The sequence below is a fragment of the Halomonas sp. A020 genome, assembly GCF_027943625.1.
In the GTDB taxonomy this organism is placed as follows: domain Bacteria; phylum Pseudomonadota; class Gammaproteobacteria; order Pseudomonadales; family Halomonadaceae; genus Vreelandella; species Vreelandella piezotolerans.
This window is the reverse complement of record NZ_AP022850.1, coordinates 1,426,706-1,449,053: the sequence shown is the minus strand read 5'-3', so window position 1 is coordinate 1,449,053 and position 22,348 is coordinate 1,426,706. Positions and strand designations below refer to the sequence as shown.

The 22,348-nt window shown below is 60.5% G+C and carries 18 protein-coding genes; 3 read left to right on the top strand and 15 right to left on the bottom strand.

Annotation, left to right across the window (positions count from 1 at the left end):
- Window positions 1–25: 25 nt before the first annotated feature.
- The 4 genes from FRH_RS06665 to FRH_RS06650 form a co-directional block, all read right to left on the bottom strand.
- Complete coding sequence (locus tag FRH_RS06665) at window positions 26–760, bottom strand: lysophospholipid acyltransferase family protein (protein WP_139527835.1); 735 nt, start codon at window positions 758–760, stop codon at window positions 26–28.
- A complete protein-coding gene (locus FRH_RS06660; protein WP_139527834.1) occupies window positions 757–1,650 on the bottom strand; it encodes a sugar nucleotide-binding protein in 894 nt (297 codons plus the stop codon). The genes FRH_RS06665 and FRH_RS06660 overlap by 4 nt, the downstream gene beginning before the upstream one ends.
- 68 nt (window positions 1,651–1,718) lie before the next feature.
- Window positions 1,719–2,312 carry a single-stranded DNA-binding protein gene (gene ssb, locus FRH_RS06655; RefSeq protein WP_139527833.1) on the bottom strand — a complete coding sequence of 198 codons (594 nt, stop codon included), beginning with the start codon at window positions 2,310–2,312 and terminating at the stop codon, window positions 1,719–1,721.
- 76 nt (window positions 2,313–2,388) lie between these two features.
- Window positions 2,389–3,768 carry an MFS transporter gene (locus FRH_RS06650; protein ID WP_219862369.1) on the bottom strand — a complete coding sequence of 460 codons (1,380 nt, stop codon included), beginning with the start codon at window positions 3,766–3,768 and terminating at the stop codon, window positions 2,389–2,391.
- Window positions 3,769–3,938: 170 nt separating this feature from the next.
- On the opposite strand from FRH_RS06650, the gene uvrA reads away from it, so the two are divergent.
- Together uvrA and FRH_RS06640 are read left to right on the top strand one after the other, a co-directional pair.
- Entirely contained in the window at window positions 3,939–6,788 is a 2,850-nt protein-coding gene (uvrA, locus tag FRH_RS06645) for an excinuclease ABC subunit UvrA (protein WP_239286273.1), read from the top strand.
- 120 nt (window positions 6,789–6,908) lie between these two features.
- The gene (locus tag FRH_RS06640; protein ID WP_139527830.1) at window positions 6,909–7,646 is read left to right on the top strand and encodes a Crp/Fnr family transcriptional regulator; all 738 of its coding nucleotides are present in this window, start codon (window positions 6,909–6,911) and stop codon (window positions 7,644–7,646) included.
- A gap of 72 nt (window positions 7,647–7,718) precedes the next feature.
- Here the strand turns inward: FRH_RS06640 and FRH_RS06635 are convergent, their stop codons facing one another.
- On the bottom strand, window positions 7,719–8,468 hold the full coding sequence (locus FRH_RS06635) for a ribonucleoside-diphosphate reductase (protein WP_281997986.1): 750 nt from the start codon (window positions 8,466–8,468) through the stop codon (window positions 7,719–7,721).
- A 50-nt stretch (window positions 8,469–8,518) separates the two neighbouring features.
- Window positions 8,519–10,630: an adenosylcobalamin-dependent ribonucleoside-diphosphate reductase gene (locus tag FRH_RS06630; protein WP_219862363.1), complete on the bottom strand. Its 2,112-nt coding sequence runs from the start codon at window positions 10,628–10,630 to the stop codon at window positions 8,519–8,521.
- Between the two features lie 204 nt (window positions 10,631–10,834).
- On the opposite strand from FRH_RS06630, the gene FRH_RS06625 reads away from it, so the two are divergent.
- Window positions 10,835–11,398 (top strand): hypothetical protein, encoded by a 564-nt coding sequence (locus FRH_RS06625; RefSeq protein ID WP_168444417.1) that lies wholly within the window; start codon window positions 10,835–10,837, stop codon window positions 11,396–11,398.
- On the opposite strand, the gene FRH_RS06620 is transcribed toward FRH_RS06625, so the two are convergent.
- The 9 genes from FRH_RS06620 to flhB form a co-directional block, all read right to left on the bottom strand.
- The gene (locus tag FRH_RS06620; protein WP_219862361.1) at window positions 11,395–13,407 is read right to left on the bottom strand and encodes a sensor domain-containing diguanylate cyclase; all 2,013 of its coding nucleotides are present in this window, start codon (window positions 13,405–13,407) and stop codon (window positions 11,395–11,397) included. The genes FRH_RS06625 and FRH_RS06620 overlap by 4 nt on opposite strands.
- Window positions 13,408–13,430: 23 nt before the next feature.
- Window positions 13,431–14,102 (bottom strand): OmpA family protein, encoded by a 672-nt coding sequence (locus tag FRH_RS06615; RefSeq protein ID WP_281997985.1) that lies wholly within the window; start codon window positions 14,100–14,102, stop codon window positions 13,431–13,433.
- Between the two features lie 4 nt (window positions 14,103–14,106).
- Complete coding sequence (locus FRH_RS06610) at window positions 14,107–14,922, bottom strand: MotA/TolQ/ExbB proton channel family protein (protein WP_139527824.1); 816 nt, start codon at window positions 14,920–14,922, stop codon at window positions 14,107–14,109.
- 33 nt (window positions 14,923–14,955) lie between these two features.
- Window positions 14,956–15,663, bottom strand: a complete 708-nt coding sequence (locus tag FRH_RS06605; RefSeq protein ID WP_139527823.1) for an RNA polymerase sigma factor FliA — start codon at window positions 15,661–15,663, stop codon at window positions 14,956–14,958.
- Between the two features lie 26 nt (window positions 15,664–15,689).
- The gene (locus tag FRH_RS06600) at window positions 15,690–16,082 is read right to left on the bottom strand and encodes a flagellar protein FlhE (protein ID WP_239286277.1); all 393 of its coding nucleotides are present in this window, start codon (window positions 16,080–16,082) and stop codon (window positions 15,690–15,692) included.
- Between the two features lie 115 nt (window positions 16,083–16,197).
- Window positions 16,198–16,794, bottom strand: coding sequence for a hypothetical protein (locus FRH_RS06595; RefSeq protein ID WP_139527821.1), 597 nt, complete (start codon window positions 16,792–16,794; stop codon window positions 16,198–16,200).
- Window positions 16,791–18,986, bottom strand: a complete 2,196-nt coding sequence (flhF, locus tag FRH_RS06590) for a flagellar biosynthesis protein FlhF (RefSeq protein ID WP_281997984.1) — start codon at window positions 18,984–18,986, stop codon at window positions 16,791–16,793. The genes FRH_RS06595 and flhF overlap by 4 nt, the downstream gene beginning before the upstream one ends.
- Before the next feature lie 18 nt (window positions 18,987–19,004).
- Window positions 19,005–21,086 carry a flagellar biosynthesis protein FlhA gene (gene flhA / locus FRH_RS06585; protein WP_139527819.1) on the bottom strand — a complete coding sequence of 694 codons (2,082 nt, stop codon included), beginning with the start codon at window positions 21,084–21,086 and terminating at the stop codon, window positions 19,005–19,007.
- Window positions 21,083–22,249 carry a flagellar biosynthesis protein FlhB gene (gene flhB, locus FRH_RS06580; RefSeq protein WP_139527818.1) on the bottom strand — a complete coding sequence of 389 codons (1,167 nt, stop codon included), beginning with the start codon at window positions 22,247–22,249 and terminating at the stop codon, window positions 21,083–21,085. The genes flhA and flhB overlap by 4 nt, the downstream gene beginning before the upstream one ends.
- Window positions 22,250–22,348: the final 99 nt, after the last annotated feature.

Genomic DNA, 22,348 nt, shown 5'->3' with positions numbered 1-22,348 from the left:
TGTGTGGATAGTTGCTCAGCGTCGCTTAGCGAGCCACGGGCCTTGGGACCTCGGAAATCTCCTGCAGCTGCCCCTCGATCCAGGCTTCGACATCCACCAACACCTCGTCGGGCGTGCGCCCTTCGGTCGCGATGGGCGGTCCAATGCGCACGCGAAGCACCCCTGGGCGCTTGACCCAGTGACGACCAGGCCAGCGCTCACCGGCATTGTGAGCAACGGGAAGCACCGGCACACCGGCTCGGCAAGCAACGACGCTACCGCTTTTGTTATAGCGCTTGCGCACGCCAGGATCTACCCGCGTGCCCTCTGGGAAAATCAGGACAGACAGGCCAGTGCCCAGGCGTTCGACGCCCTGTGTCAGCACCTGTTTCATGGCTCGCGCGGGCTTGGAGCGATCCAAACTGATCGGGCGTAGCAAGCGCAGCCCCCACCCAAAAACGGGAATGCGCAGCAGCTCGCGCTTGAGCACGGTGCACACCGGCGGCTTCATCACCTGCAGAAAGACCGTCTCCCACTCACACTGGTGATTGGCTTGAATGACGCAGGGCCCTGACGGGATATTCTCCCGCCCCTGAATCTCATAGCGCACACCGCAGGCAATGCGGAACCACACCATCAAGAAGTAGTTGTAGAGATTCAACAGCCGATAGCGAGCCGCCAGTGGCAGAAACGGTGCGATGGGTAAAAAAAGCACCCCAATGAGCAGCATGGCAGTGAAATAACCTACATAAAACAGCAGGCTGCGACCCACATTGATCAAACTGACTCTCCTGTCCCAACGTCATCGGGCTGCTGGTCGCGGGTGAGACACCAAGCATCCAGCATGCGTCCAACTTCCAGCCGCCATGGCTTTTGATGAACGCCAAACACATCCAGCACGCGGCGACAGTTCAATACGCGGCGTAATTTAGCATCGTGGTGATGGTTCAGTGCTTGCACCTCACCTAGCGCGACCGTCTCACCTCGGCCCTCCAGGTGTGTCGCCAATTGTGTGCGCACCATCGAGGTAAAGGTGAACGCACTGACCGGCTCCGTCCCTGCCAAATGGTAGGCCCCCCAAGCGTCGGCCCCGCAGGCCTGCTGCTGCAGCATACCGATGAGCGCCATCGCCACTGCATCGGCCGATGTTGGGCAACAGACGACATCCTCGGCGGCCCGAACCGCCTGCCCGGTCACCAAGCTATCAATGATTTCATTCAGCCAAGCGTGGCTGCCTTCCAGCGCGAACAGGGGCCCCAAGCGCACGATCAGGTGTCGGTGGTAGTCGGCGCGAATGCGGTCGCCGGTCTGGACGAGGCGGCGCAAACACTCGTCGCGTGGGGCGGGCACGACGTGCTCATCGATGGGGATATCGAATCCCTCTTCGTAAAGCTGATCGGACACGCACCAGACCAGCGCCACTCCTTGGGTTTGACACGCATCCACGCAGCGCTCCACGGCGTCCGCATGGGCTTTTACCTCGGCAGGGGTCATGCTCAGCGGATGCGCCAGCGGCGGAATGATCACCGCATCGGGCGCGATGGCCTGCAGCTGGCTCGCCGAAACGGCGAGGCCCTGTTCGATTACCAGCTCGGTATCGGTGCGCCGGCTCGCTTCCCGAGCCAATGCTAAACTCAAGCAGTGCCCGGCATCCAGTATCAGCAGCTTCAAGACAGACCCTCTTCCTCAACCCAAGAACGTAAACTCGTGCGTCATGCGGTGACGAACGCCTGCCAGCGTTAGAACGGAATTTCGTCGTCGAAGTCGTCGAAATTGCCCGGATCAGGCGCACCGTAGCTGTTGTTCTGCTGGTTAGGCGCAGGCTGCTGGGGCGGCGCAGAGCGCTGCGGAGCGCCTTGATTGGGGTAACCACCTTGTTGGGGTGGCTGCTGCTGACCATAGTTTTGGCCATAGTTCTGCTGCGGCGGGGCCTGCTGAGCAGGTGCCTGCTGGGCATAGCCACCTTGCGGCGCACCGCCGCCCTGGTAGTCACCGCTGCGGCCATCGAGCATCTGCATGTCGTTGGCGACGATCTCCGTACTGTAGCGGTCCTGGCCATTTTGATCCTGCCATTTGCGCGTTTGCAGGCGGCCTTCGATATAGACTTTCGAGCCCTTTTTCAGGTACTGCTGGGCAATTTCGGCCGTTTTGTTGAACAGCACCACGCGATGCCATTCGGTGCGCTCCTGACGCTGGCCGCTTTGACGATCCATCCAGGTATCAGAGGTGGCCAGGTTCAGGTTCGCCACCGCGGTACCGGAGGGAGTGAAACGGACTTCCGGATCCTGGCCTAAGTTGCCAATCAAAATAACTTTATTAATCCCGCGCGCCATAAGGTCGCTCCTCATCATTCATCGTGTACATTAGCGGTCACTGACAGCTGGTCACAGCTAAGCCAGCGGTGAGTCATTAGGTTCGTGGCGGCGACATCAGTCTCGACAACGCCGCCTGGTCCAATGCGTCGCGATTGACCTTCAAGTAGACCAAACGCTCTTCTGGCACGACCATCACATCTTCTACGCCGACCACGTCGGCAAGATGCTCCATCAACAGGTTCATCGCATCGGGCTGCGTTTCGTGCAGCGCCATCACTTCACTCGAGAGCGGCGGCGGCGACGGCATACGCCACATGGCCGTCCACCACCCTAGCGCCAACAAGGCACAGCCTATGAAGACGGCGTTCAACCCCCAAACGTTGGCTAACAAGCCGCCCAGCGTGCCGCCTAAAAAGGCGCCTAAAAACTGGCTGGTGGAGTACACCCCCATGGCCGTCCCCTTGGCACCCGCTGGGGCCAGCTTACTGAGCATGGAGGGCAGCGTCGCCTCCAGCAAATTAAATCCGGTGAAAAACACGAACAACCAAACGAACAGCCAACGTCCTTGCGAGAGCGACATCCCCAGGCTCGCCAGGCTCAAGGCAATGGCCCCAATGGCCAGCAGGCACATCAGCTTCATCCGCTGACGTTTTTCCGCGACGATGACCAGCGGCACCATGGCGACGAATGACAGTGCCATGATGCCGAGATAGGCAAGCCCATGGTACTCCGCTGCTACGCCTGCATTGAGCAAGCGAAACGGAATGGCGACGAAAATGGCCATCAGTACCAAATGCAGCGCAAAAATCGATAGATCCAGTCGCCACAAATCGGGTCGAGTCATCACGCTCTTGAACTGTTTGCGATCCAGCCCAACGTCGCGGTGGCGCAACCGGCGCGGAGCGGGCGGCACCCAGCGCCATAGCACCACCAGTCCCACCAGCGTCAACAGGGCGGTAAACCAAAACACGCCGGAGAGACCGGCCCAGGCGGCCAGCCAGGGACCAAGCACCATGGCAATGGCAAACGACACGCCGATCGAAAGACCGATGGTGGCCATGGCGGCGGTGCGAACCTGCTCGCGGGTTTGATCGGCCAGTAGCGCCATGATGGCCGCCGCCACGGCGCCACCGCCCTGCAGCGCGCGCCCGGCGATCACGCCGACAATCGTATCCGCCATTGCAGCGATCACACTACCGACGGCGAAAATCACAAGCCCCATGGCAATCACTCGCTTGCGCCCGATACGATCAGAGAGCAGGCCAAACGGAATTTGCAGCGACGCCTGGGTAAGGCCATAGATGCCTAACGCGACCCCCACGAGCAGCGGCGTTGCACCTGCCAACGTATCAGCATAGAGCGCGAGTACCGGCAGAACCATGAAGAGTCCCAGCATACGAGACGCGTAAAGGCCAGCCAAGCCGCTGATTGCACGGCGTTCAGCGGCCAGCAGCAGTGCGGAAACCTTGCGCATAGTGCCCTTGTGTATGGTGGATGGGCCAGAACGGCCTGAGATAACCGACCATTCTAGCGCTTTGTCACCACGCTGGAAACGCCAGCGCGGTGGCGACAGCAGAGACAGTTTTGCCGGGAAGGGTACAGCAAACGTATAATTACGCTTTTGCCACGCGATTCGAGGTGTTGATGGACAGCATTCTGGTCAGGGGTGCCCGCACCCACAACCTCAAGCAGATCGATGTGGAGCTGCCCCGTGACAAACTGATTGTCATTACCGGGCTCTCCGGTTCCGGCAAGTCATCGCTGGCGTTCGATACGCTCTACGCGGAGGGGCAGCGTCGCTACGTGGAGTCGCTTTCCACCTACGCGCGACAGTTCCTGTCGATGATGGAAAAACCCGATGTGGATCACATCGAGGGACTCTCTCCGGCCATTTCCATCGAGCAGAAGTCCACCTCGCATAACCCTCGCTCGACGGTCGGTACGATCACCGAAATTTACGACTACCTGCGCCTGCTGTTTGCCCGCGCCGGCACACCGCGCTGCCCCGAGCACGGGGAAGACCTAGAAGCCCAGACCATCTCGCAAATGGTCGACCAAGTCATGAATCTCGCCGAAGGCACCAAGCTAATGCTGTTGGCCCCAGTGGTGAAGGGCCGCAAAGGCGAGCATTTACAATTGCTCAGCGAGCTGCGTGCCCAGGGGTTCGTGCGGGTGCAGATCGACGGTCAAGTGCTCGAACTCGACGACATCGCACCATTGGATAAGCGTAAAAAACACGATATCAGCGTGGTGGTCGACCGCTTCAAAGTACGCGACGACATTGCCCAGCGGCTGGCAGAGTCGTTCGAGACGGCGCTGAACCTGGCCGACGGCACGGCGATGATTCACTTCATGGATGGCGAGCAGGAGGATCTCGCCTTTTCATCGCGCTTTGCCTGCCCGGTGTGTGGCTACTCGCTCTCCGAACTCGAGCCGCGCATGTTCTCTTTCAACAACCCGGCGGGGGCCTGCCCGACCTGCGATGGCTTGGGCGTTCAACAATACTTCGACCCCGACAAGCTCATCAGCCACCCGGAGCTATCTCTGGCGGAAGGCGTCATTAAAGGGTGGGATCGGCGCAACATTTATTACTTCACCCAGTTACAAGCACTGGCCAAGCACTACCGCTTCGAGCTGGAAACGCCCTGGCAGGACTTAGCGCGACACGAGCGCGACATCATTCTCAACGGCAGCGGCAATGAGCAAATTCCGTTCGTGTACGTGGGGGATCGCGGCCGCAAAGTCACTCGGGAGCATGCGTTCGAGGGTGTCTTGCCCAATATGCAGCGCCGCTATCGCGAAACCGAGTCCAACATGGTGCGCGACGATCTCGCCAAGTACATCGCCGTCCAGCCGTGTACGACCTGCGGCGGCTCGCGGCTACGCAAAGAGTCGCGCCATGTCTACGTGGACGAACACAACATTGCCGATATCGTCCACCTGCCGATTGGCGAGGCGTGGAACTACTTTGCCGAGCTCGACTTACCCGGTCGTAAAGGCGAGATCGCCGCCAAGATCGTCAACGAGATCCACGCGCGCCTGGAGTTCTTGGTCAACGTGGGCCTGGACTACCTGAACCTGGAGCGCAGCGCCGACACCCTCTCGGGCGGCGAAGCCCAGCGCATTCGTCTGGCCAGCCAGATCGGCGCGGGGCTGGTAGGCGTCATGTACATCCTGGACGAGCCCTCCATCGGCCTGCACCAGCGGGATAACGATCGCCTGTTGAAAACCCTGGAGCGGCTGCGCGACCTGGGCAACACCGTGATCGTGGTCGAACACGACGAGGACGCCATTCGCGCGGCGGACCATGTGCTGGACATTGGCCCCGGTGCCGGGGTGCACGGCGGTGAAATCGTCGCCCAAGGCACGCCTCAGCAGGTGATGGACAACCCTCACTCACTGACCGGTCAATATCTCTCTGGCACCCGCGAAATTGCCGTGCCGCCCTATCGCATTCCCGGCAATCCCGATAAGCAGCTAGTGGTACACGGCGCGACGGGCAATAATCTGCAAAACGTCACCCTCAGCCTGCCGCTCGGGCTCTTCATTGCCGTCACCGGAGTATCCGGTTCGGGCAAGTCGACGCTGATCAACGGCACCCTGATGCCGATTGCGGCCCGCGAGCTCAACCGTGCCACCACGCTCACTCCCGCGCCATATGAGAAGGCCGAGGGCCTCGATCAGCTCGATAAAGTGATCGATATCGACCAGAGTCCGATTGGTCGCACGCCGCGCTCTAATCCGGCCACCTACACCGGCATTTTCACGCCCATTCGTGAGCTGTTTGCGGGCACCCAAGAGGCACGTTCACGGGGCTACAAACCGGGCCGCTTCAGCTTCAACGTCAAAGGTGGGCGCTGCGAGGCGTGCCAGGGCGAAGGCATGATCAAGGTCGAGATGCACTTTCTGCCGGATATCTACGTGCCTTGCGACGTGTGCAAAGGGAAGCGCTATAATCGCGAAACGCTGGATATTCATTACAAGGGTAAAACCATCCACGAAGTGCTGGAGATGACCGTGGAGGACGCCCTGGCATTTTTCAGCCCAGTGCCTGCCATCGCCCGCCGCCTACAAACGCTGATGGACGTTGGGCTTTCGTACATTCGCTTGGGCCAGAGCGCGACCACCCTCTCTGGCGGTGAAGCCCAGCGAGTGAAGCTCGCCCGCGAACTCGCCAAGCGCGACACCGGGAAAACGCTCTATATTCTGGATGAGCCCACCACGGGACTGCATTTCGAGGATATTCGCCAACTGCTCACGGTCTTGCATCGCCTGCGCGATCACGGCAATACCATCGTGGTGATCGAGCACAATCTGGATGTGATCAAGACCGCTGACTGGCTAATCGACCTGGGCCCGGAAGGCGGCTCGGGTGGCGGACAAATCATTGCCGAAGGCACCCCGGAGCAGCTTGCCAAGCAGCACGTCTCGCATACAGGGCGCTTTTTGGCCCCGCTTCTCGAGCGGGGTCACCGCGCGTCAACCACCTCTTAAGCGGCCGTCCCGGCGCAAACGCGCCGGGAGACGCAAAAGAGCGAGCATGCCGCGTGACGACTGCTTATAGTAAGTAACGACGCCGTTTAACAAAGGTGGTTTGCACGAGGAGAAGCACGCGTGGAACAGGATAAGAGCTGCATTATTCGCCACTTTAGCCACTACTGTACGCTGACAGACGACGAAAAGCAGTTGCTCAATTCACTCGAAGAGAGCCCTGACGACATCAAGGCTGGTTCGCTACTATGGGAGATGGGCGCCCCTGCCAACGAGTTTTGCACGCTGCGCAGCGGCTGGGCTTACTCTTACCGTCACCTAGAAAATGGTGATCGGCAGATTCTCGAAGTTTTCCTCCCCGGGGACATCATCGGCCTGCGGGAGTTTGCGTTTTCTCAGCGTCTCGAGAACGTGCGCATGATTACGGACGGAGTGGCCTGCCATTTCCCCCATAAACGGATGCTCGATCTCTTTCGTGAGTCGCTGCCGCTCACCTCGGTGATGTTCGCCATCGGCAGCCGTCAGCAGGCGCTGCTCACCGAACGGTTGGTGAACCTCGCACGGCGCAGCGCGCGCCAAAAGATGGCCCACTTCCTCCATGAAATGTACCTGCGCCTACGCCAAACCAATGACGATATTAGTGGGCAGTTCCGTCTCCCGCTCTCCCAAGAGCAGCTGGCCGATATTCTGGGGCTGAGCCCGGTGCATGTCAGCCGCACGTTCAGCGCGCTCAGCGAGGATGGTTTGGTCTTCCGCGACCGCCACCACGTGTCGATTCCCGACCTGGATGCTCTGGCCACGGAAGGAGAGTTCGATGACTGCTACCTGACCGATAACGTCCGCCCCCTGCTCGACGGTTGATCCTCCGATGACGGCTGATGCGACGTGTGCCGCCCGCTGGCCCAGCGCGCAGCACTTAGCAAAGGGGGCGCGTCAGCCACACTTGGACCAGCCGCATCCGGCGTAGCAGGTAGGACAGCCATCCATCATGATCAAGTCCCCTCGGCACTCGGGGCAGGTGCCCACGGTGGCCGGCGCGCCGCTGGCGGATACAGGCGCGCCTGAGGCCTCATCGACAGTTGGACGCTCCTCGGGCTGCCAAGCATGGCCATGCTGCATTCGGTGGGCGTAGCGGGCAACCAGCGTCTCGACCGGCACTTGGTGGCCGTCCTGATCCAGAAAGCCACGCCGATAGAGAATCTGCTGAATCGACCAAGCAATCGCCGCCACTTCAGAATCGTGAAACATGGGCTTATCCCAGCGATTCATGCCACAGCGCACCAATCCCTTATCCCAGGCCACCTTGCGAAGATCCGCCACGGCCTGCGTGACATAGCCGCCCCGCGCCGCTAGCGACAGGCTACGCATCGTGGCAGTGATCCACTGATGCTCGCTGGAGAGCTGGCCCGACGGAAAGAAAAACTCCACCGGGCGCTCGATCACCACGCGCTTACCACCGATCACCCCCTCCACCGGCATGAACGACACCAGCAAATAGACCTTCTTACGCCCTTCGGCCCCCACGTAGGAGATCTTCTCCGACACCGCCTCCAGCGTCCCCTCCGGACGCGAGGGGATACGGACCGTCAGCGGGTCCTCCTCGGCCAACACGGGCTCGGGGGTAGGCCGTTCCGGCTGTTTGATTCGGTAACCGACAATTTTCGACGTGATTTCGACCGCCATAACGCTCTCTCCCAATGTTTGACCGTTGCTCAAGCCTACGCGTGCGCTGGTTACCACTTACCGTAAGTGCCCTCTTTCAAGGCATCGAACAGGTTGGCCGCGTTGTGCTCCTCACCGTCATAGAGCACTTTTTCATCGCCCGTCAGTTCCAGCGTTTCGCCACTCTCTAGTTCGAAGACGTAGGTGGTGTTCTTGAGATCGTCTTCCCGCACCAGCACCCCTTGAAACGCTTCTGGATTGAAGCGGAAGGTCGTGCAGCCTTTCAAACGGCTCTCATACGCCTGCAAATAGAGGTCTTGGAACTGCTCGAACGGGAACTCGGTCGGCACGTTGACCGTTTTGGAAATGGCAGAATCTACCCACTGCTGCGCGGCGGCCTGCACGGCGACGTGCTGTTCGGGCGACACCGAGTCGGCGGTGATGAAGTAATCCGGCAGATCGCTTTCTACCGCATCGGCAGCGATGAAGTGGCGATAGGCGGCCAGCTCGAAGGAGACCACTTCCACCTGCTCCTTGGTCTTTTTGCCGGACTGAATGATGTTGCGGAAATAGCGATGTGAGAACGACGGCTCGATACCATTCGAGGCGTTGTTGCCCATGGAGAGCGAAATAGTGCCCGTCGGGGCAATCGAGCTGTGATGAGTGAACCGCGCGCCGTGCTCGGCGAGCTGCGCCACCAAGTCCGGCTCCAGCTCGGCCACTTTGGCCATGTATTGGCTATAGCGGGCATGCAGAATGCGGCCCGGCACTTTGTCACCGACCTCGTAACCGTCGCTGGCCAGCTGTGGGCGCTCGCGCATCATTTTTGGCGTGATGGTGTGCTCCTCTTCGAGCACCGGCGCCATGCCCTTCTCTTTAGAGAGTTCCAGCGCTTGCTTCCACCCTTCCAACGCGAGGTGACGACTCACTTCCTCAGTGAACGTCAGCGATGCCTGAGAACCGTAGGGTATCTTCAACATGGTCAGTGTCGAACCGAGCCCTAAAAAGCCCATGCCGTGGCGGCGCTTGGCTTCGATTTCGCGCTGCTGTTGGGGAAGCGGCAGTCCGGCGATTTCCACTACGTTATCGAGCATTCGGGTAAAGATCGCCACGACGTTACGATAGCGCTCCCAGTCGAAGCGCGGCTCGGCGCTAAACGGTTCGATCACGAACTTGGTCAAGTTGACCGATCCCAGTAGACAGGCCCCTTCTGGTGGGAGCGGTTGTTCACCACACGGGTTGGTCGCGCGAATATCTTCACAGAACCAGTTGTTGTTCATACGGTTGACCTGATCGATCAAGATGAAGCCTGGCTCGGCGTAGTCGTAGGTGGAGGCCATGATCGTGTCCCACAGCTCGCGGGCCTTGATCACTTCGACAATGCGGCAGGCCACGCGCCCCTGATCATCCACCGTGTAGCCCTCTTCGATCACCGGCCAGTCGCGGTAAATGATGTCGTCAGCACTAACGTCCTCTTTTTCACCTGGGTGCAGCGGAAAAGCCAGCGGCCAGTCGGCGTTGTGCTTCACTGCTTCCATGAACTCGTCGGTGATCAGCAGGCTAAGGTTAAACTGGCGCAGCCGCCCGGCTTCACGCTTGGCCTGGATGAAGTCCCGCACGTCGGGGTGACCGACATCGAAGGTCCCCATCTGGGCACCGCGACGTCCCCCGGCGGATGCCACGGTGAAACACATCTTGTCATAGATATCCATGAAGGCCAGCGGGCCATTGGTGCCCGCGCCTGCGCCAAACACGAAAGCGCCTTTGTGTCGCAGCGTCGAAAAGTCGTAGCCAATGCCCGCGCCCGATTTCAGGGTCATCCCAGCATCGACCACGGAATCGAGAATATCGCGCATGGAGTCATGGATGGTACGCGAGACGGTGCAATTGATCAGACTGACGGCGGGTTTGTAGGCGTCGGCACCGGCATTGGAGAGAATACGGCCGGCGGGAATCGCGCCGTTCTCCAACGCCCAGCGGAACTTGGGCAGCCACTCGTCAGCGTGCTCGCCCTCGACGGCCGCTAGCGCGCGCGCCACGCGTTCGAACGTCGCCGAGACATCCTGATCTACCGGCTGGCCATGGCGATCTTTCAACCGATATTTGGCATCCCAGATCTCTCTTGAGGGGGCCTGCAGAGGGACCTCACTGGATGTCTTCATCGCCTTGGCTGCGGTGTTCATGTCACGAAACTCCTTCACGAGGGATCAATAGCGGCTAAAACGGCCCGATGATACAAGGCATCGCCAGAGAGTATAGCCCCGACTTTCTACTATATCGGCTGCTTTTTTTAGACAAACCCACTAGATATAGAAAAAACAGCACCTTACCCTTTTGATTATTCACAACACGCTATAGGCTTAGGGTTTTCGATGACGATACGATCTATGAGCCCCACTCGCGCACTCTCTTCCTACGCGTTGTCCACGCTCCTGCTGGCGAACCCGGCGCTGGCGGCCACGTTCAACGTGAGTTCTACCGAACCCCACGGGCACTGGCAGTCGATGGCCCTTAGCCTTGGCGACGAACGCCACTTCCGCGCCGTGGAGACCCACAGCTACTCAGACGCTACGCTCAGCGTGAACACGACCCAGGGTGTCTGCGACCTGCCTTGGCTCGAGATGCGAGTGACGCTGGCGCAACAGCAAGGCGAAAGCCGTGCGGTGAACCTCGTGCCGACGCGGCTACGCATCGACGACCAGCCGATCATCGACACCATGGCGGAGTTCATTACCGAGCGCGGCGATGACGGCTTTTATGCCCATTTCTATTTGCAAGATATGGAGACGCTGATCGAGGAAATGCAGTCGGGGGAACAGCTCTTCCTTGGCTTCGATCAGAACGAGCGGGAGCCTTGGTACATGACCTTTAGCCTGGCGGGTGCAGATGCGGCCATCTCGCGCATGCAAGCGTTGTGCAGTGCGGCCGCCGAGACGGCCCGCACGCCTTAAGTCACGCGCTCTTCGGCGAGTTCTACGCGGTTACGGCCGCTACGCTTGGCTCGATACATGGCAGCGTCGGCCCGGGCCATCAACGTTTTACAGCTATCGCCGGGCTGCCAAATGGCGACACCGATGCTCACCGTGATGGGCTGATCCAGACCGCTGACGTGCAGTGTCGCCACCAGGCTACGCAGCCGCTCAGCCAAGCCGACCGCGGCGTCCATGTCCGAGTGCGTGGCGAGCACCACGAACTCTTCGCCGCCCCAGCGGCCCAGGTGGTCACAGCCACGTAGCGAGGTTTCCACCAGGCGCGCCAGCGATACCAGCACGTCGTCGCCCACGCTGTGTCCGTGGGTATCGTTGATCTGCTTGAAGTGATCCACATCGAATAGCAGCAGCGCAAAGGCAGCGCCGTACCGTTTGGCCGCGACCAGTTCGGCATCGATGGCCTGTTCGATACGGTAGCGGTTCCACACCTGGGTGAGCGGATCGAAGTGGGCGAGCTGCTCCAAGCGCTGATTAGCAGCGGCAAGCGCCTTACGCTCACGCTCTAAATGCATGTTCAGCGTGCTGATCTCGTAAGCGGAGATCGCCAGCGTCAGGTCTTCTCCCAGGTCCATCACCGCCAGGCGCTCGACGCGCTGCCACGCCTCGCTTTTGCCCACTACCTCTTCGCACCAGGCCGCCGACGGCGCCACCATCACCGGGGGTAGCGGTGCCGAGGTCGGTTGCATCGCCCAGTAAAGCGTTTCTACCTGCTCGGGGCGAAAGAAGATCAGCCAGCCGCGCTGAGCCACGCTCATGGGCAGCGGCACGGCCAGAATGCCACATTGGTCTGGCATGTTCAGGGATTCGGTCAAGGGCTCGCTGGCCACGCCACGGGTACACCAAGGCCCGCTGTGTCGATGCGCTTTGTCGAGCCGTTTGACGAACTGAGCGACGACTGCGGCGTCGGGCGTATGACCGTCCGCGTAAACGCTGCCTTTCAGCCACAGTGCAACACCGTGGGCGCGAAACAGCGAGCACCATGTCTCCGCTTGGGCTGACAACAACTCGATGGGGCTTTGCGGCTCGACACGGGCATTCGTCGAGAGCACCAAACTATCTTGTACGCGCTGAAGATAGCGGGCCTCTTGTCGAGCCCTGAGTAGCAAAAGCCGCTGGGTCGCCATCTGGACGAGGGTGCGAACGGCATCGCGGACTGGCGGCGACACCGGATGAGGCGCTGCCGAGTGGCAGAACAGCAAGCCCCACAGCCCGGTGTCGCCCTGCATGGCCAGGCTCATCGCACCGCGTACGCCCAACCGTTGCAAGTAGCGCTGACGCTCCGGCGCGGGGGCACGTAAAAAGCAGTGGCGCAAATCGACGCTCTCGCCCTCTGGCGTACACGGCAGCGGCGGTTCTGCATGGGCGCTGGCGTCATGAATCAAACGGATCGGATGGCGCTCGTAGGTGCGGCGCAGCGTGATCGGAAAGTCACTGGCAGGAAAGCGTTGGCCCAGCAGCGCAGGCAGGTGCCCGCCTTGCGCTTCGGCGACGATCAGCCCGTGCCAATCGCTGTCGAAATGACAGACCGAGACGCGATCATGACCGGTGAGCTGTTGCACGGCGGTCACTAAATAATCCAGCAGTTCTTCTTGATGGGTCGCTTCGGCTAGACGCATCAAGCGCTCGTTGACGGTCCCCAGCAGGCGTCGTTTGCCCAGCGGGCTGAGGGGCTCGATTTCGACCACCACGTGGCGATGCGTGCGATAAGCGTGAACCTGCAGGCGCGTAGTGTCATGTAGCCGACGGAAGGCCAGCGGGCTCGCTAACCGCTGGCGTCCATGCAGCTCTTGGCGCAATCGCTGGCTCAACCGCTTGCCCAGCACGGTGGCGGGGGAAATCGCACGGAGCTCGGTGTCTGCCAATCCCAGCAGTTTGGTTAGGTTGCGACTGACCGCCTGAATGCGCCGACTCTCACCGTCGAGCACCATGACGGCGCCAAACGATTGTAGTAGCGAGTGATGCTTCGACACGCAGATAGCCTCGAGATAGTGCTTTACCCCTCGACCTGCTGCCTCAGCAGCAGTTCAACGCGCCGGTTGGCTGCTCGCCCTTCCGAGGTAGCGTTACTTTCCATGGGTTGGGTGTCGGCATAACCGACCGCCCGCATACGTGAAATGGCAATGCCTTGCCGCTCTAATTGGCGCACGACCGCAATGGCACGGCCTACTGAGAGCTCCCAGTTCGATGGAAACCTCGGCGTCGAGATAGGCACGTTATCGGTATGACCTTCAACGGAGATTTGCCCATCGAAAGTCGCCAGCACGGAAGAGAGTCGTTCTAACACATCTTGCCCTTGGGGCGTTAGCACATCGTTGCCGCTGGGAAACAAAAGGCTGTCGTCGATGCGCAGCGTCACGCCCTCTTGACCTTGCGAGACGCTTACACCGGGAATGTCGAGTCCCACCATATGAGGTTGCAACCCTTCATGGCGTGGCTGAATACCCGTGGCCAAGCTAGCGAGCGGCAGTGAGGTCACGGCGCTGGCGACGCTCAGGGCCTCGTGGCTCTGCCCTTCGCCGCCGCTCGGCGGCGCCAAGGCTAGCAGCAGAACGAACAGCGTGATGAGCAGTGTGAGTACGTCCAAGTAGCTGGTTAGCCAGCTCTCGTCACTCTCACCCACTGCAGCGGGCAGCTCCAGGGCATGCCGTGAGTCGCGGTCAAGCATGGCGCTACCCTTTCAATGCGGAGCCAACGTCGGGGCGGGGTTTGACGTTGGCGTCCCGGATCTCATCGTGGTAGTTCGCTACGAAGGAGTTGAGCGTCTCTTCAATGAACGATGGCAAGCGGCGCTTGGTGATCAATGAAATCCCTTCGAGCACCATGTTCATGGTAATCAACCGCTCCTCGGTGCGCCGCTCCAGCTTGACGGCAATGGGCTTGAACACGAGGTTGGCCAGCAAGATACCGTAGAAGGTGGTCAGCAGTGCTACCGCCATGCGGGGGCCGATGACCTGAAGGTCTCCGGCATCCATGACTTCGAGCATGTTGACCAGCCCCACTAACGTGCCGATCATGCCGAAAGCGGGCGCGTAGGTCGCCATGGTGCGAAAAATTTGCGCTTCGGCGTGTTCGCGGGCTTTCAAGCGGGCGATACGCCAGCGCAGCATGTCGAAAATCTCATCCTCTTTGGTATTGGCGATCACAAGTTGAATACCGGTTCGTAGAAACGGGTTGCGGGTGTGCTCGAGCTCCCGTTCGACGGCCCGCACGTCACCTTTGAACCAGAGCCGCGACATGGACACCAGCTCGTTGATGTCGTCCCGCACATAGGTATTCTCACGGCGGAACACCAAGCCCACCAAACGCACCACTCGCAGCACTTCTTTCAACGGATAGCTGATGAAGGTCGCCGCCAGCGTACCGGTGATGACGATGGCCAGTCCCGGCACATTGATAAAACTTTCGGGCGACTCTGCAGTAAAGAACAGCACGCTTACCAGCAGCAACATGCTGGCAAAGATACCGATCAACGTAGATGGGTTCATCAACGGCTCCTCGCCGAGTAGGGTGAGTGGGTATTAGGATTCATCGTGATCGCGTAAACGCGCGCGCAGACGGCTCACCGCCTGACTGTGTAGCTGGGAGACCCGCGATTCGGTGACGCCCAGCACCGCGCCGACCTCTTTAAGGTTCATCTCTTCTTGGTAATAGAGCGCCATCAGCAGCTTTTCACGCTCGGGTAATGCCTCGATGGCCTCGATCAAGGTGTGTCGCTGCTGCTCATCAAGCAATTGGTCAAACGGCCGATGCTGGGCATCGTCACCCGCCGGCTCACCGCCATCGGCGACCAGCTCTTCGAACGGCAGCAGTTGACCACTGTTGGTGTCATTCAACAGCTGCTGGTACTCGCTCAGGGGCATCTCCAGCTCGCGGGCAATTTCACCCTCTTCAGGGGGGCGGCCCAACTGCTGCTCCAAGCGGCGTACCGCATCGTCCACTGCCCGCGCCGAACGACGTACGCTGCGCGGCAGCCAGTCGCGAGTGCGCAGCTCGTCCATCATGGCACCGCGAATCCGCTGGCTGGCGAACGTCGCGAACGTGGCACCCTGGGCAGCATCGAAGCGTCCCAGCGCCTCTAATAGCCCCACCATGCCTGCCTGGATCAGATCATCTAGCTCAATACTTGCGGGCAATCTTACCTGCAGCGTTAAGGCCTGACGTCGCACCAGTGGCATGTATTGGGTCAACAGCTCACTTTGTTTGATCCTGCCTTGTGCTGTATACATCCTCGTGCCTCGCGGCTGAACGGCCTTTACCGATAATTCACTATCACCTGTAGCCCCTGCACCCTCACTGGCCGCTGGCCCGGCGACAGTGCAAACCGAAAGTGCAGCGGCGCATTTGCCAACATGCCTTCCAGCGCAGTGGTACTGCCGCGCATGCCCGACAGTGCCACGCAGCGCTCAGGGTGACACAACCAAGCGTTGACGGGGTGACTCGGTGGGGTTTCGAACCGCCACTGCACGCGCGTTAGCGTCGCTCCTCCCAGCGGGATGCCTGCTGGTGGCGAAATGGCCTGGCTCTGACTGGTGCGGTCGCTCATGGCGACCAACACGCCAGGCACGTCTCGGCTCCAGCTACCCGTTGCCGCCTCGACGCTAACGACCCACATGATGGTTGCCAGCATCGCTGCGTAGGGGCTCACCCTTTTCACTGTTAACAACTTTACGGCTTTTATCAACGTCTGTCGGGCAAATAGCCTCATACGCGGGCCCTCTATTCGGCGTAGGTCGCTAACGACAGCAAGCCGATCATCTGTCTCAACGTGCAAGCAACAAAAGCTCGATATCCAAATAGTAAGCGGCGGCGTCACGCAAGTTCTCCAGCAGCCCCTGACGCGGCAGGTGCGGTTCATGGAGTGCCAGCAGGCGTCGCGGACCGCCATGCTCTCGCACTTTTCGAAGCACACGGTACATGCTGGCAAAGCCATCGGCATCGCTAGTGACCCATAGCGCCCATCGTGCATGCTCCTTCGCCAGCATGGCCAGCGACGGCGTATCGGCCATGACGACCTGAATCTGCCAATCCTGCGGGTCGCCCGCCCACTGACGCCCCAACGCCGACCACTGCCCCAAACGTCCACGCACTTTATCGACTTGTGCGGCGCCGGTATGCGGTAGCCCTATCACCACCAGCGGTTTCTGAGGGCGCGGTGGCGTCACCGTCGCCGGTTCAGTGGCGGCAGCGACAGTGGGCGCCAGAGCGTCTTGGGTATGCACCGCCGCCTCTTCAGTACTGACCGGCGAGGCAGGAGCGGCGGACGCATGGGTATCTTGTGGTTCGTCCTGTGCGGCTCGCTGCTGACGCTGTAGATCGGCCCATTTCCGCAGGCCCGCCGCTTGATCCTGGCCGCTCATATCAGGTCCTCGCGACTGACGCTACCGAGCTGGCGAATGGCATCGCGTGCCATCAACACGTGCACCAAGGCGTCGAGTAGCGCCGTATCGCGGTGTTTACGCTGACTGCCCAGCAGGCGCAACAGGTCGGCTCGCAACGCTTGCACCGCGTCGTCATCGGCCAAATCCAAGTGACTGGCTACAGCGGCGGCGCCGCTGGCCATGAGCAGGCGTAGCTCGCTGCTCACCTCGCCGCCATCCGCCTCTTTTAGCTGCTGCCAGGCACGCTTGGTCAACGCGGATAGCCCATCACTCTGTAACTGAATGACCAGTAGCGATACAACGTCGCTGCCTAGACGCGCGGGAGTTAGCCAGTAGCGGCGCACGACACGCTTGCTGCTTTCTGGATCGCACACGTCGCCCACCCAGGCCAGCACCGCGTTGCCGGTGGCATCGTGGGCCTCCACGTAGGCTGTCGACAGCTGCATGCGTTGACCACGAAAACGAATGGCAACACGGTGGGTGAGCGTACTCTCTTGAAACAGCGTGCGCAGGGTATGACGCTCGCCCTGGCAGTGTACACGCTGACCGGCGTTGACGGCGCTGACCCAGGTCAAGCGCTGGTCGTTAAGCCATGCCAGCGCGTCGGACTCCGGCAGGGTAGGCAGCAGATGAACGGCGATGTCTGCCGCGCAGCCCGCCAATCGTGGTTGCCACCCAGCAGGTTGGCGATGCTGCAAACGCGTCAGTGCCAACCATGCCCCTTGATCGTCGAGCGCCACGTCCGGCATCGACCAGTCACAGTTGCGCTCGTTGCGCCTGGGCGACCATACGACGCCCATGGCATCGTGGGTCGCTTCCGCGCCAGCCAGCAGCGTGTCTAAACGCTGATCCTGCACCACGCTGGGCAGCGCAGCGATGTCCCAGGCGGCCTCCAAACGGTGAAAATCGGCGACCCGTTGGCGCAGCCGAGTCAGTACCGACGTCAGCCGGCGCCCCTGGCCTAGCACATCCCGCGACCAGCGCGGCAGGCTCGGCGCGCTGGCCGGGCCGCCTTGATCCATCGAAGCGCTCGAACTGGCCGAGAGCGCTTGGTCGATCAGGCCAGAAGGCGTGGCCACGGCCATGTCTTCCGGCACCTGCTGGCCGTGTGATCCAAACAGTACGCGCATGCCGTGGCGCATTACGATATCCAGAACGGGCGCCAGTCGCCCGGCCTCGTCCTGCTTGGTGATGATGCAGTCGTCGAGCTCGGCCCCTGCGGCCCGCGCTGCCTGACGGTAGCGCAACACCACCTCTTCCAGGGTCTCTGGCTGGCTGGCCGCATTGAGCAATAGCACCAGCCGTACGGTCGACTGTCCGCCCTGCAAGTGCGCAATCTGCTCGATCACGCGCTGATCTCGTTGGCTCATCCCAACGGTATCGATGATGACCCACTGTTTGCCTTGCAATCGGCCGACCAGCTCGTCGATAGGCTGTTCTGCGTCGAGCGCGTACATCGGCGTATCCAACAGTCGGGCGTAGATACGTAACTGCTCGTGGGCACCGATGCGGAAGCTATCAGTGGTCACGAGCGCCACCGGACGAGTGCCATGGCGCATGACGAAACGCGCCGCCAGTTTGGCCGTGGTCGTGGTTTTACCGACCCCAGTAGGCCCTACCAGCGCCACGATGCCGGTTTGATCGAAAAAGCGATCTTCGTGCGCCAGCACCTTCAGCCGCGCTATGAGCTGTTCGCGCAGCCAAGCGCTGGCAGCGTCATGGCCGCCTTCCTGGGTCAATAACTCCTCGGGCAGCGCTTCGAGCACCTCATGGCTGAGTTCGGCGCTAAAGCCCACCCGCACCAGCATGGCTAGCAGATATTCATACGTCGTTTGAGTGCCGCGCGGCGACTCCACCATCGGCTGACGGCGAGAGAGCAGCTCGCGCATGTCCTGCATTTCTCGGAGCAGGCGCTCGCTCATTGCCTCCAGCGGATCTGGCTGTGTCGGCAGTGAGAAAGCCGCGGCGGGCGCCGGGGCGTCTCGCGATACTTCTGAAGGCTCTGCGGGTGACGGATCGAACTGGTCGACCGCGTCGTCGGCCATGGCCAGAATTTCAACGCCGCCTTCGGTGCGGCGATTAGCGACGATCAAGGCATCGTCACCCAGTATTTCGCGCACTTGGCGCATGACATCGCGACTATTGGCTCCTACAAAACGTCTCACGCTCATGGTTCACCTGTTACCAATTTAGCGGCCACCGACCAGGGTGGTCACGCGCAGGGTGCGGTCGTCGGGAATTTCTGCCTGGGACATCACCACCAAGTGGCGCATCCGGCGGCGTAGGAAGCGCGATAGCACCGCGCGCAACGAGTGTTGAACGACCAGCACGGGCGCTTCACCACTGCCTTCGTGCTTCTCGAGCGCCTGCTGTGCCTGATGCATCAACGTATCCGCCAGCCCCGGCTCCATGGCCCCGTTACCGTTCATGGCCTGCATCAATACTTGTTCGAGCTGCGCGTCCAGTCCCATGACGTGCAGGGTCTCCTGGCCAGCAAACCACTGTTGTGTAATCGCGCGACCCAGCGCGATACGCACCAGAGCGGTCAGCTCATTGGGGTCTTTCTGTTGTCCCGCATACTCAGCCAAGGTGTCCAACACCGTGCGCATATCGCGAATCGAGACGTCTTCATCCAGCAGGTTCTGCAAAATTCGCTGCAACACGGTCAGAGAGATCGCTTTGGGCACCACCTCTTCGACCAGCGATTTTTGGTCTTCGCCCAGTTTGTCCAGCAGCTTTTGCACTTCTTGCCGCCCCAGCATCTCGGGAGAGTGACGGTGCAGCAGATGGTTCAGATGGGTGGCGATCACCGTGCTGGCATCCACGACCGTATAGCCGTAGACCTGAGCGTGCTCGCGCTGGTTGCCATCGATCCATACCGCAGGCAGTCCAAAGGCTGGGTCTTGCGTTGGCGTGCCTTGTAGCTCACCGGACACTTGGCCGGGGTCGATGGCCAGCCATTTGCCGGGCTGCGCGTCGGCACGGCCGATTTCGGCGCCTTTCATGGAAAGCACGTAGGTATTGGGCGGCAGTTCTAAGTTATCGCGAATGTGTACCACCGGGGGCAAAAAGCCCACCTCCTGGGCGAATTTCTTACGGACGCTTTTAATGCGCCCCAGCAACTCCCCTTTTTGCCGCGAATCTACCAGCGGAATCAAACGGTGGCCCACTTCCAGACCCAGCGTGTCCACCAGCTGTACGTCTTCCCAACTGGCTTCTGGCGTCTCTTGAAGAGGCGGTGGCGCCGTGGCGATCTCCTCTTTGACCAAGGTCTGCTCTTTGCGACGCATCAGATACCACGCCAAGCCGCCCAGCAGCGCGGTGAAGACCAAGAATACGAAATTGGGCATGCCGGGCACCAGGCCGAGCAACCCCATGACCATCGCCGCTAGAATCATGACCTGAGGATTGACGAACAGCTGGCTGATCATCTGCTGACCAACGTCCTGCTCGGTATTTACCCGAGACACGGTGACGCCTGCAGCCGTCGAGATGACCAGAGCCGGGATCTGAGCCACCAAGCCATCGCCAATCGTCAGCAGCGTATAGGTACGCGCGGCATCGGCAAAGCCCAGATCGTGCTGCATCATGCCAATCAGCAGGCCACCAATGATGTTGACCACCATGATGACCAGACCCGCCACCGCGTCACCACGAACGAATTTACTGGCACCGTCCATGGAGCCGTAGAAGTCGGCTTCCTGGGCTACCTCGGCGCGACGCTTTTTCGCTTCATCTTCGCCAATTAACCCAGCATTCAAGTCGGCGTCGATGGCCATCTGCTTGCCAGGCATGGCGTCGAGCACGAAGCGAGCGCCCACTTCGGCGATACGCCCCGCACCTTTGGTGATGACCATGAAGTTGATGATGACCAAGATGAGGAAGACGACTAGCCCCACTGCAAAATTACCGCCGACGAGGAAGGTGCCGAACGCCTCAATGACCTTGCCCGCCGCATCACCGCCTTCGTGGCCTTCCATCAATACCACGCGGGTGGAGGCCACGTTGAGCGAGAGGCGAAGCAGCGTCGTGAACAGCAGGACGGCCGGAAAAGCGGCGAAGTCCAGCGGCTTTTCGGCAAACATGCTGACCAGCAACACCATGATGGACAACGCAATGTTGAACGTGAACAGCAGATCCAGCGCGAACGGCGGGAGGGGCAGAATCATCATGCCCAGAATCATTAAAATCAGCAGCGGGCCCGCAAGCAGCTTCATGCTCACGTCGTTCATCCAGGGTCGCTGATTGATCAACTGGCTTAAGCCTTTCATGTTTGCGCCTCATTGCCACCGGCACGACGGCCGGGACTGTCCATTTCCGGGGGAACCGGTAAATTATCGGGAGTGGGGGGCACCTCGCCTCCTTGCTGTGCAACGTGCTTCAGGCGATAGGCCCAGGCCATGACCTCGGCCACGGCGGTATACAGTTCGGCAGGCACTTCGGCCTCTAAGTCGACATGATGATACAGGGCACGCGCCAATGGCGCTGCTTCCAATCTCGGAACGCCAGACTCTTCACCTATTTCACGAATACGTGCGGCCACGGCGTCCGCGCCTTTGGCCACCAGCCGAGGGGCCCCCATACGCCCCTCCTGGTATACCAGTGCCACCGCGTAATGCGTTGGGTTGGTGATGATGACATCGGCGTCGGGGACTTTACTCATCATGCGTCCGCGCGCCATGGCTTGCTGCTGCTGGCGAATACGCCCTTTGACATGGGGGTCGCCCTCGGAGTCTTTGTGCTCCTGTTTGACCTCTTCTTTGGTCATACGCAGTTGCTTGGCGTTGTTCCATAGCTGGAACGGCACATCGATCAAAATCACTACGATCAGCGACAACACGATGAGACCAGCCGCCAGAGCGGCCATGTTCAGTGCGCTCACCAGCGCCTGCTGAATGGGCTGATCCATCAGTCCCAAAAACCGCCCCATATTAAAATATAAAAAGCTGAACGCCACACTTCCCACCAGTACCGACTTGGCGATAGCCTTTGCCAATTCGGCCAATGCTTGGGTGGAAAAGAGTCGTTTGATCCCTTTGATCGGGTTCAGCTTCGAGAACTTGGGCTGGAGAGATTTGGAGGAAATGAGCCAGCCGCCCAACAGTGCGGGCGCTACCAGCGCAATGACCGTGAGCAGCAGAAAGAGCGGTAGCATCGCGATGAGCGTTCGCTGCCCCAAGTCCAGCGCGTTGACCAGCATCGAGGTCGTTTCCATGGCTTGGCGACGTTCGAACAAGAACGCCTGCTCCATCACCATGCCAAGCTGGTCATAGAGCATCTGCCCCATGCTCCATAGACCTATCACGCCCCCGAGCAGCATCAGGAAGGTCGTCAGCTCTCGGGACCGAGGCACCTGGCCCTCTTCCCGCGCTTTGTCCAAGCGTCGAGGCGTGGCCTCTTCGGTTTTTTCCTGATCGCTGTCGTTATCTGCCATGCTGTCATCCGGCTGACGAGTGGTCGGTCGACCAAAATAAGGCACACCATAAGCTCAGCCGCCCTTGAGGACGGCTGAGCTGGGTTCTTATTTTGCCAG

Coding starts and splice junctions, on each gene's coding strand:
- FRH_RS06635 (WP_281997986.1), bottom strand. CDS start 8,468: ATGGCGGTCGAAATCACGTCGAAAATTGTCGGTTACCGAATCAAACAG.
- FRH_RS06605 (WP_139527823.1), bottom strand. CDS start 15,663: ATGTATACAGCACAAGGCAGGATCAAACAAAGTGAGCTGTTGACCCAA.
- FRH_RS06630 (WP_219862363.1), bottom strand. CDS start 10,630: ATGAACACCGCAGCCAAGGCGATGAAGACATCCAGTGAGGTCCCTCTG.
- flhB (WP_139527818.1), bottom strand. CDS start 22,249: ATGGCAGATAACGACAGCGATCAGGAAAAAACCGAAGAGGCCACGCCT.
- FRH_RS06610 (WP_139527824.1), bottom strand. CDS start 14,922: ATGAACCCATCTACGTTGATCGGTATCTTTGCCAGCATGTTGCTGCTG.
- FRH_RS06650 (WP_219862369.1), bottom strand. CDS start 3,768: ATGCGCAAGGTTTCCGCACTGCTGCTGGCCGCTGAACGCCGTGCAATC.
- uvrA (WP_239286273.1), top strand. CDS start 3,939: ATGGACAGCATTCTGGTCAGGGGTGCCCGCACCCACAACCTCAAGCAG.
- FRH_RS06615 (WP_281997985.1), bottom strand. CDS start 14,102: ATGCTTGACCGCGACTCACGGCATGCCCTGGAGCTGCCCGCTGCAGTG.
- ssb (WP_139527833.1), bottom strand. CDS start 2,312: ATGGCGCGCGGGATTAATAAAGTTATTTTGATTGGCAACTTAGGCCAG.
- flhF (WP_281997984.1), bottom strand. CDS start 18,986: ATGAGCGTGAGACGTTTTGTAGGAGCCAATAGTCGCGATGTCATGCGC.
- FRH_RS06595 (WP_139527821.1), bottom strand. CDS start 16,794: ATGAGCGGCCAGGATCAAGCGGCGGGCCTGCGGAAATGGGCCGATCTA.
- FRH_RS06625 (WP_168444417.1), top strand. CDS start 10,835: ATGAGCCCCACTCGCGCACTCTCTTCCTACGCGTTGTCCACGCTCCTG.
- flhA (WP_139527819.1), bottom strand. CDS start 21,086: ATGAAAGGCTTAAGCCAGTTGATCAATCAGCGACCCTGGATGAACGAC.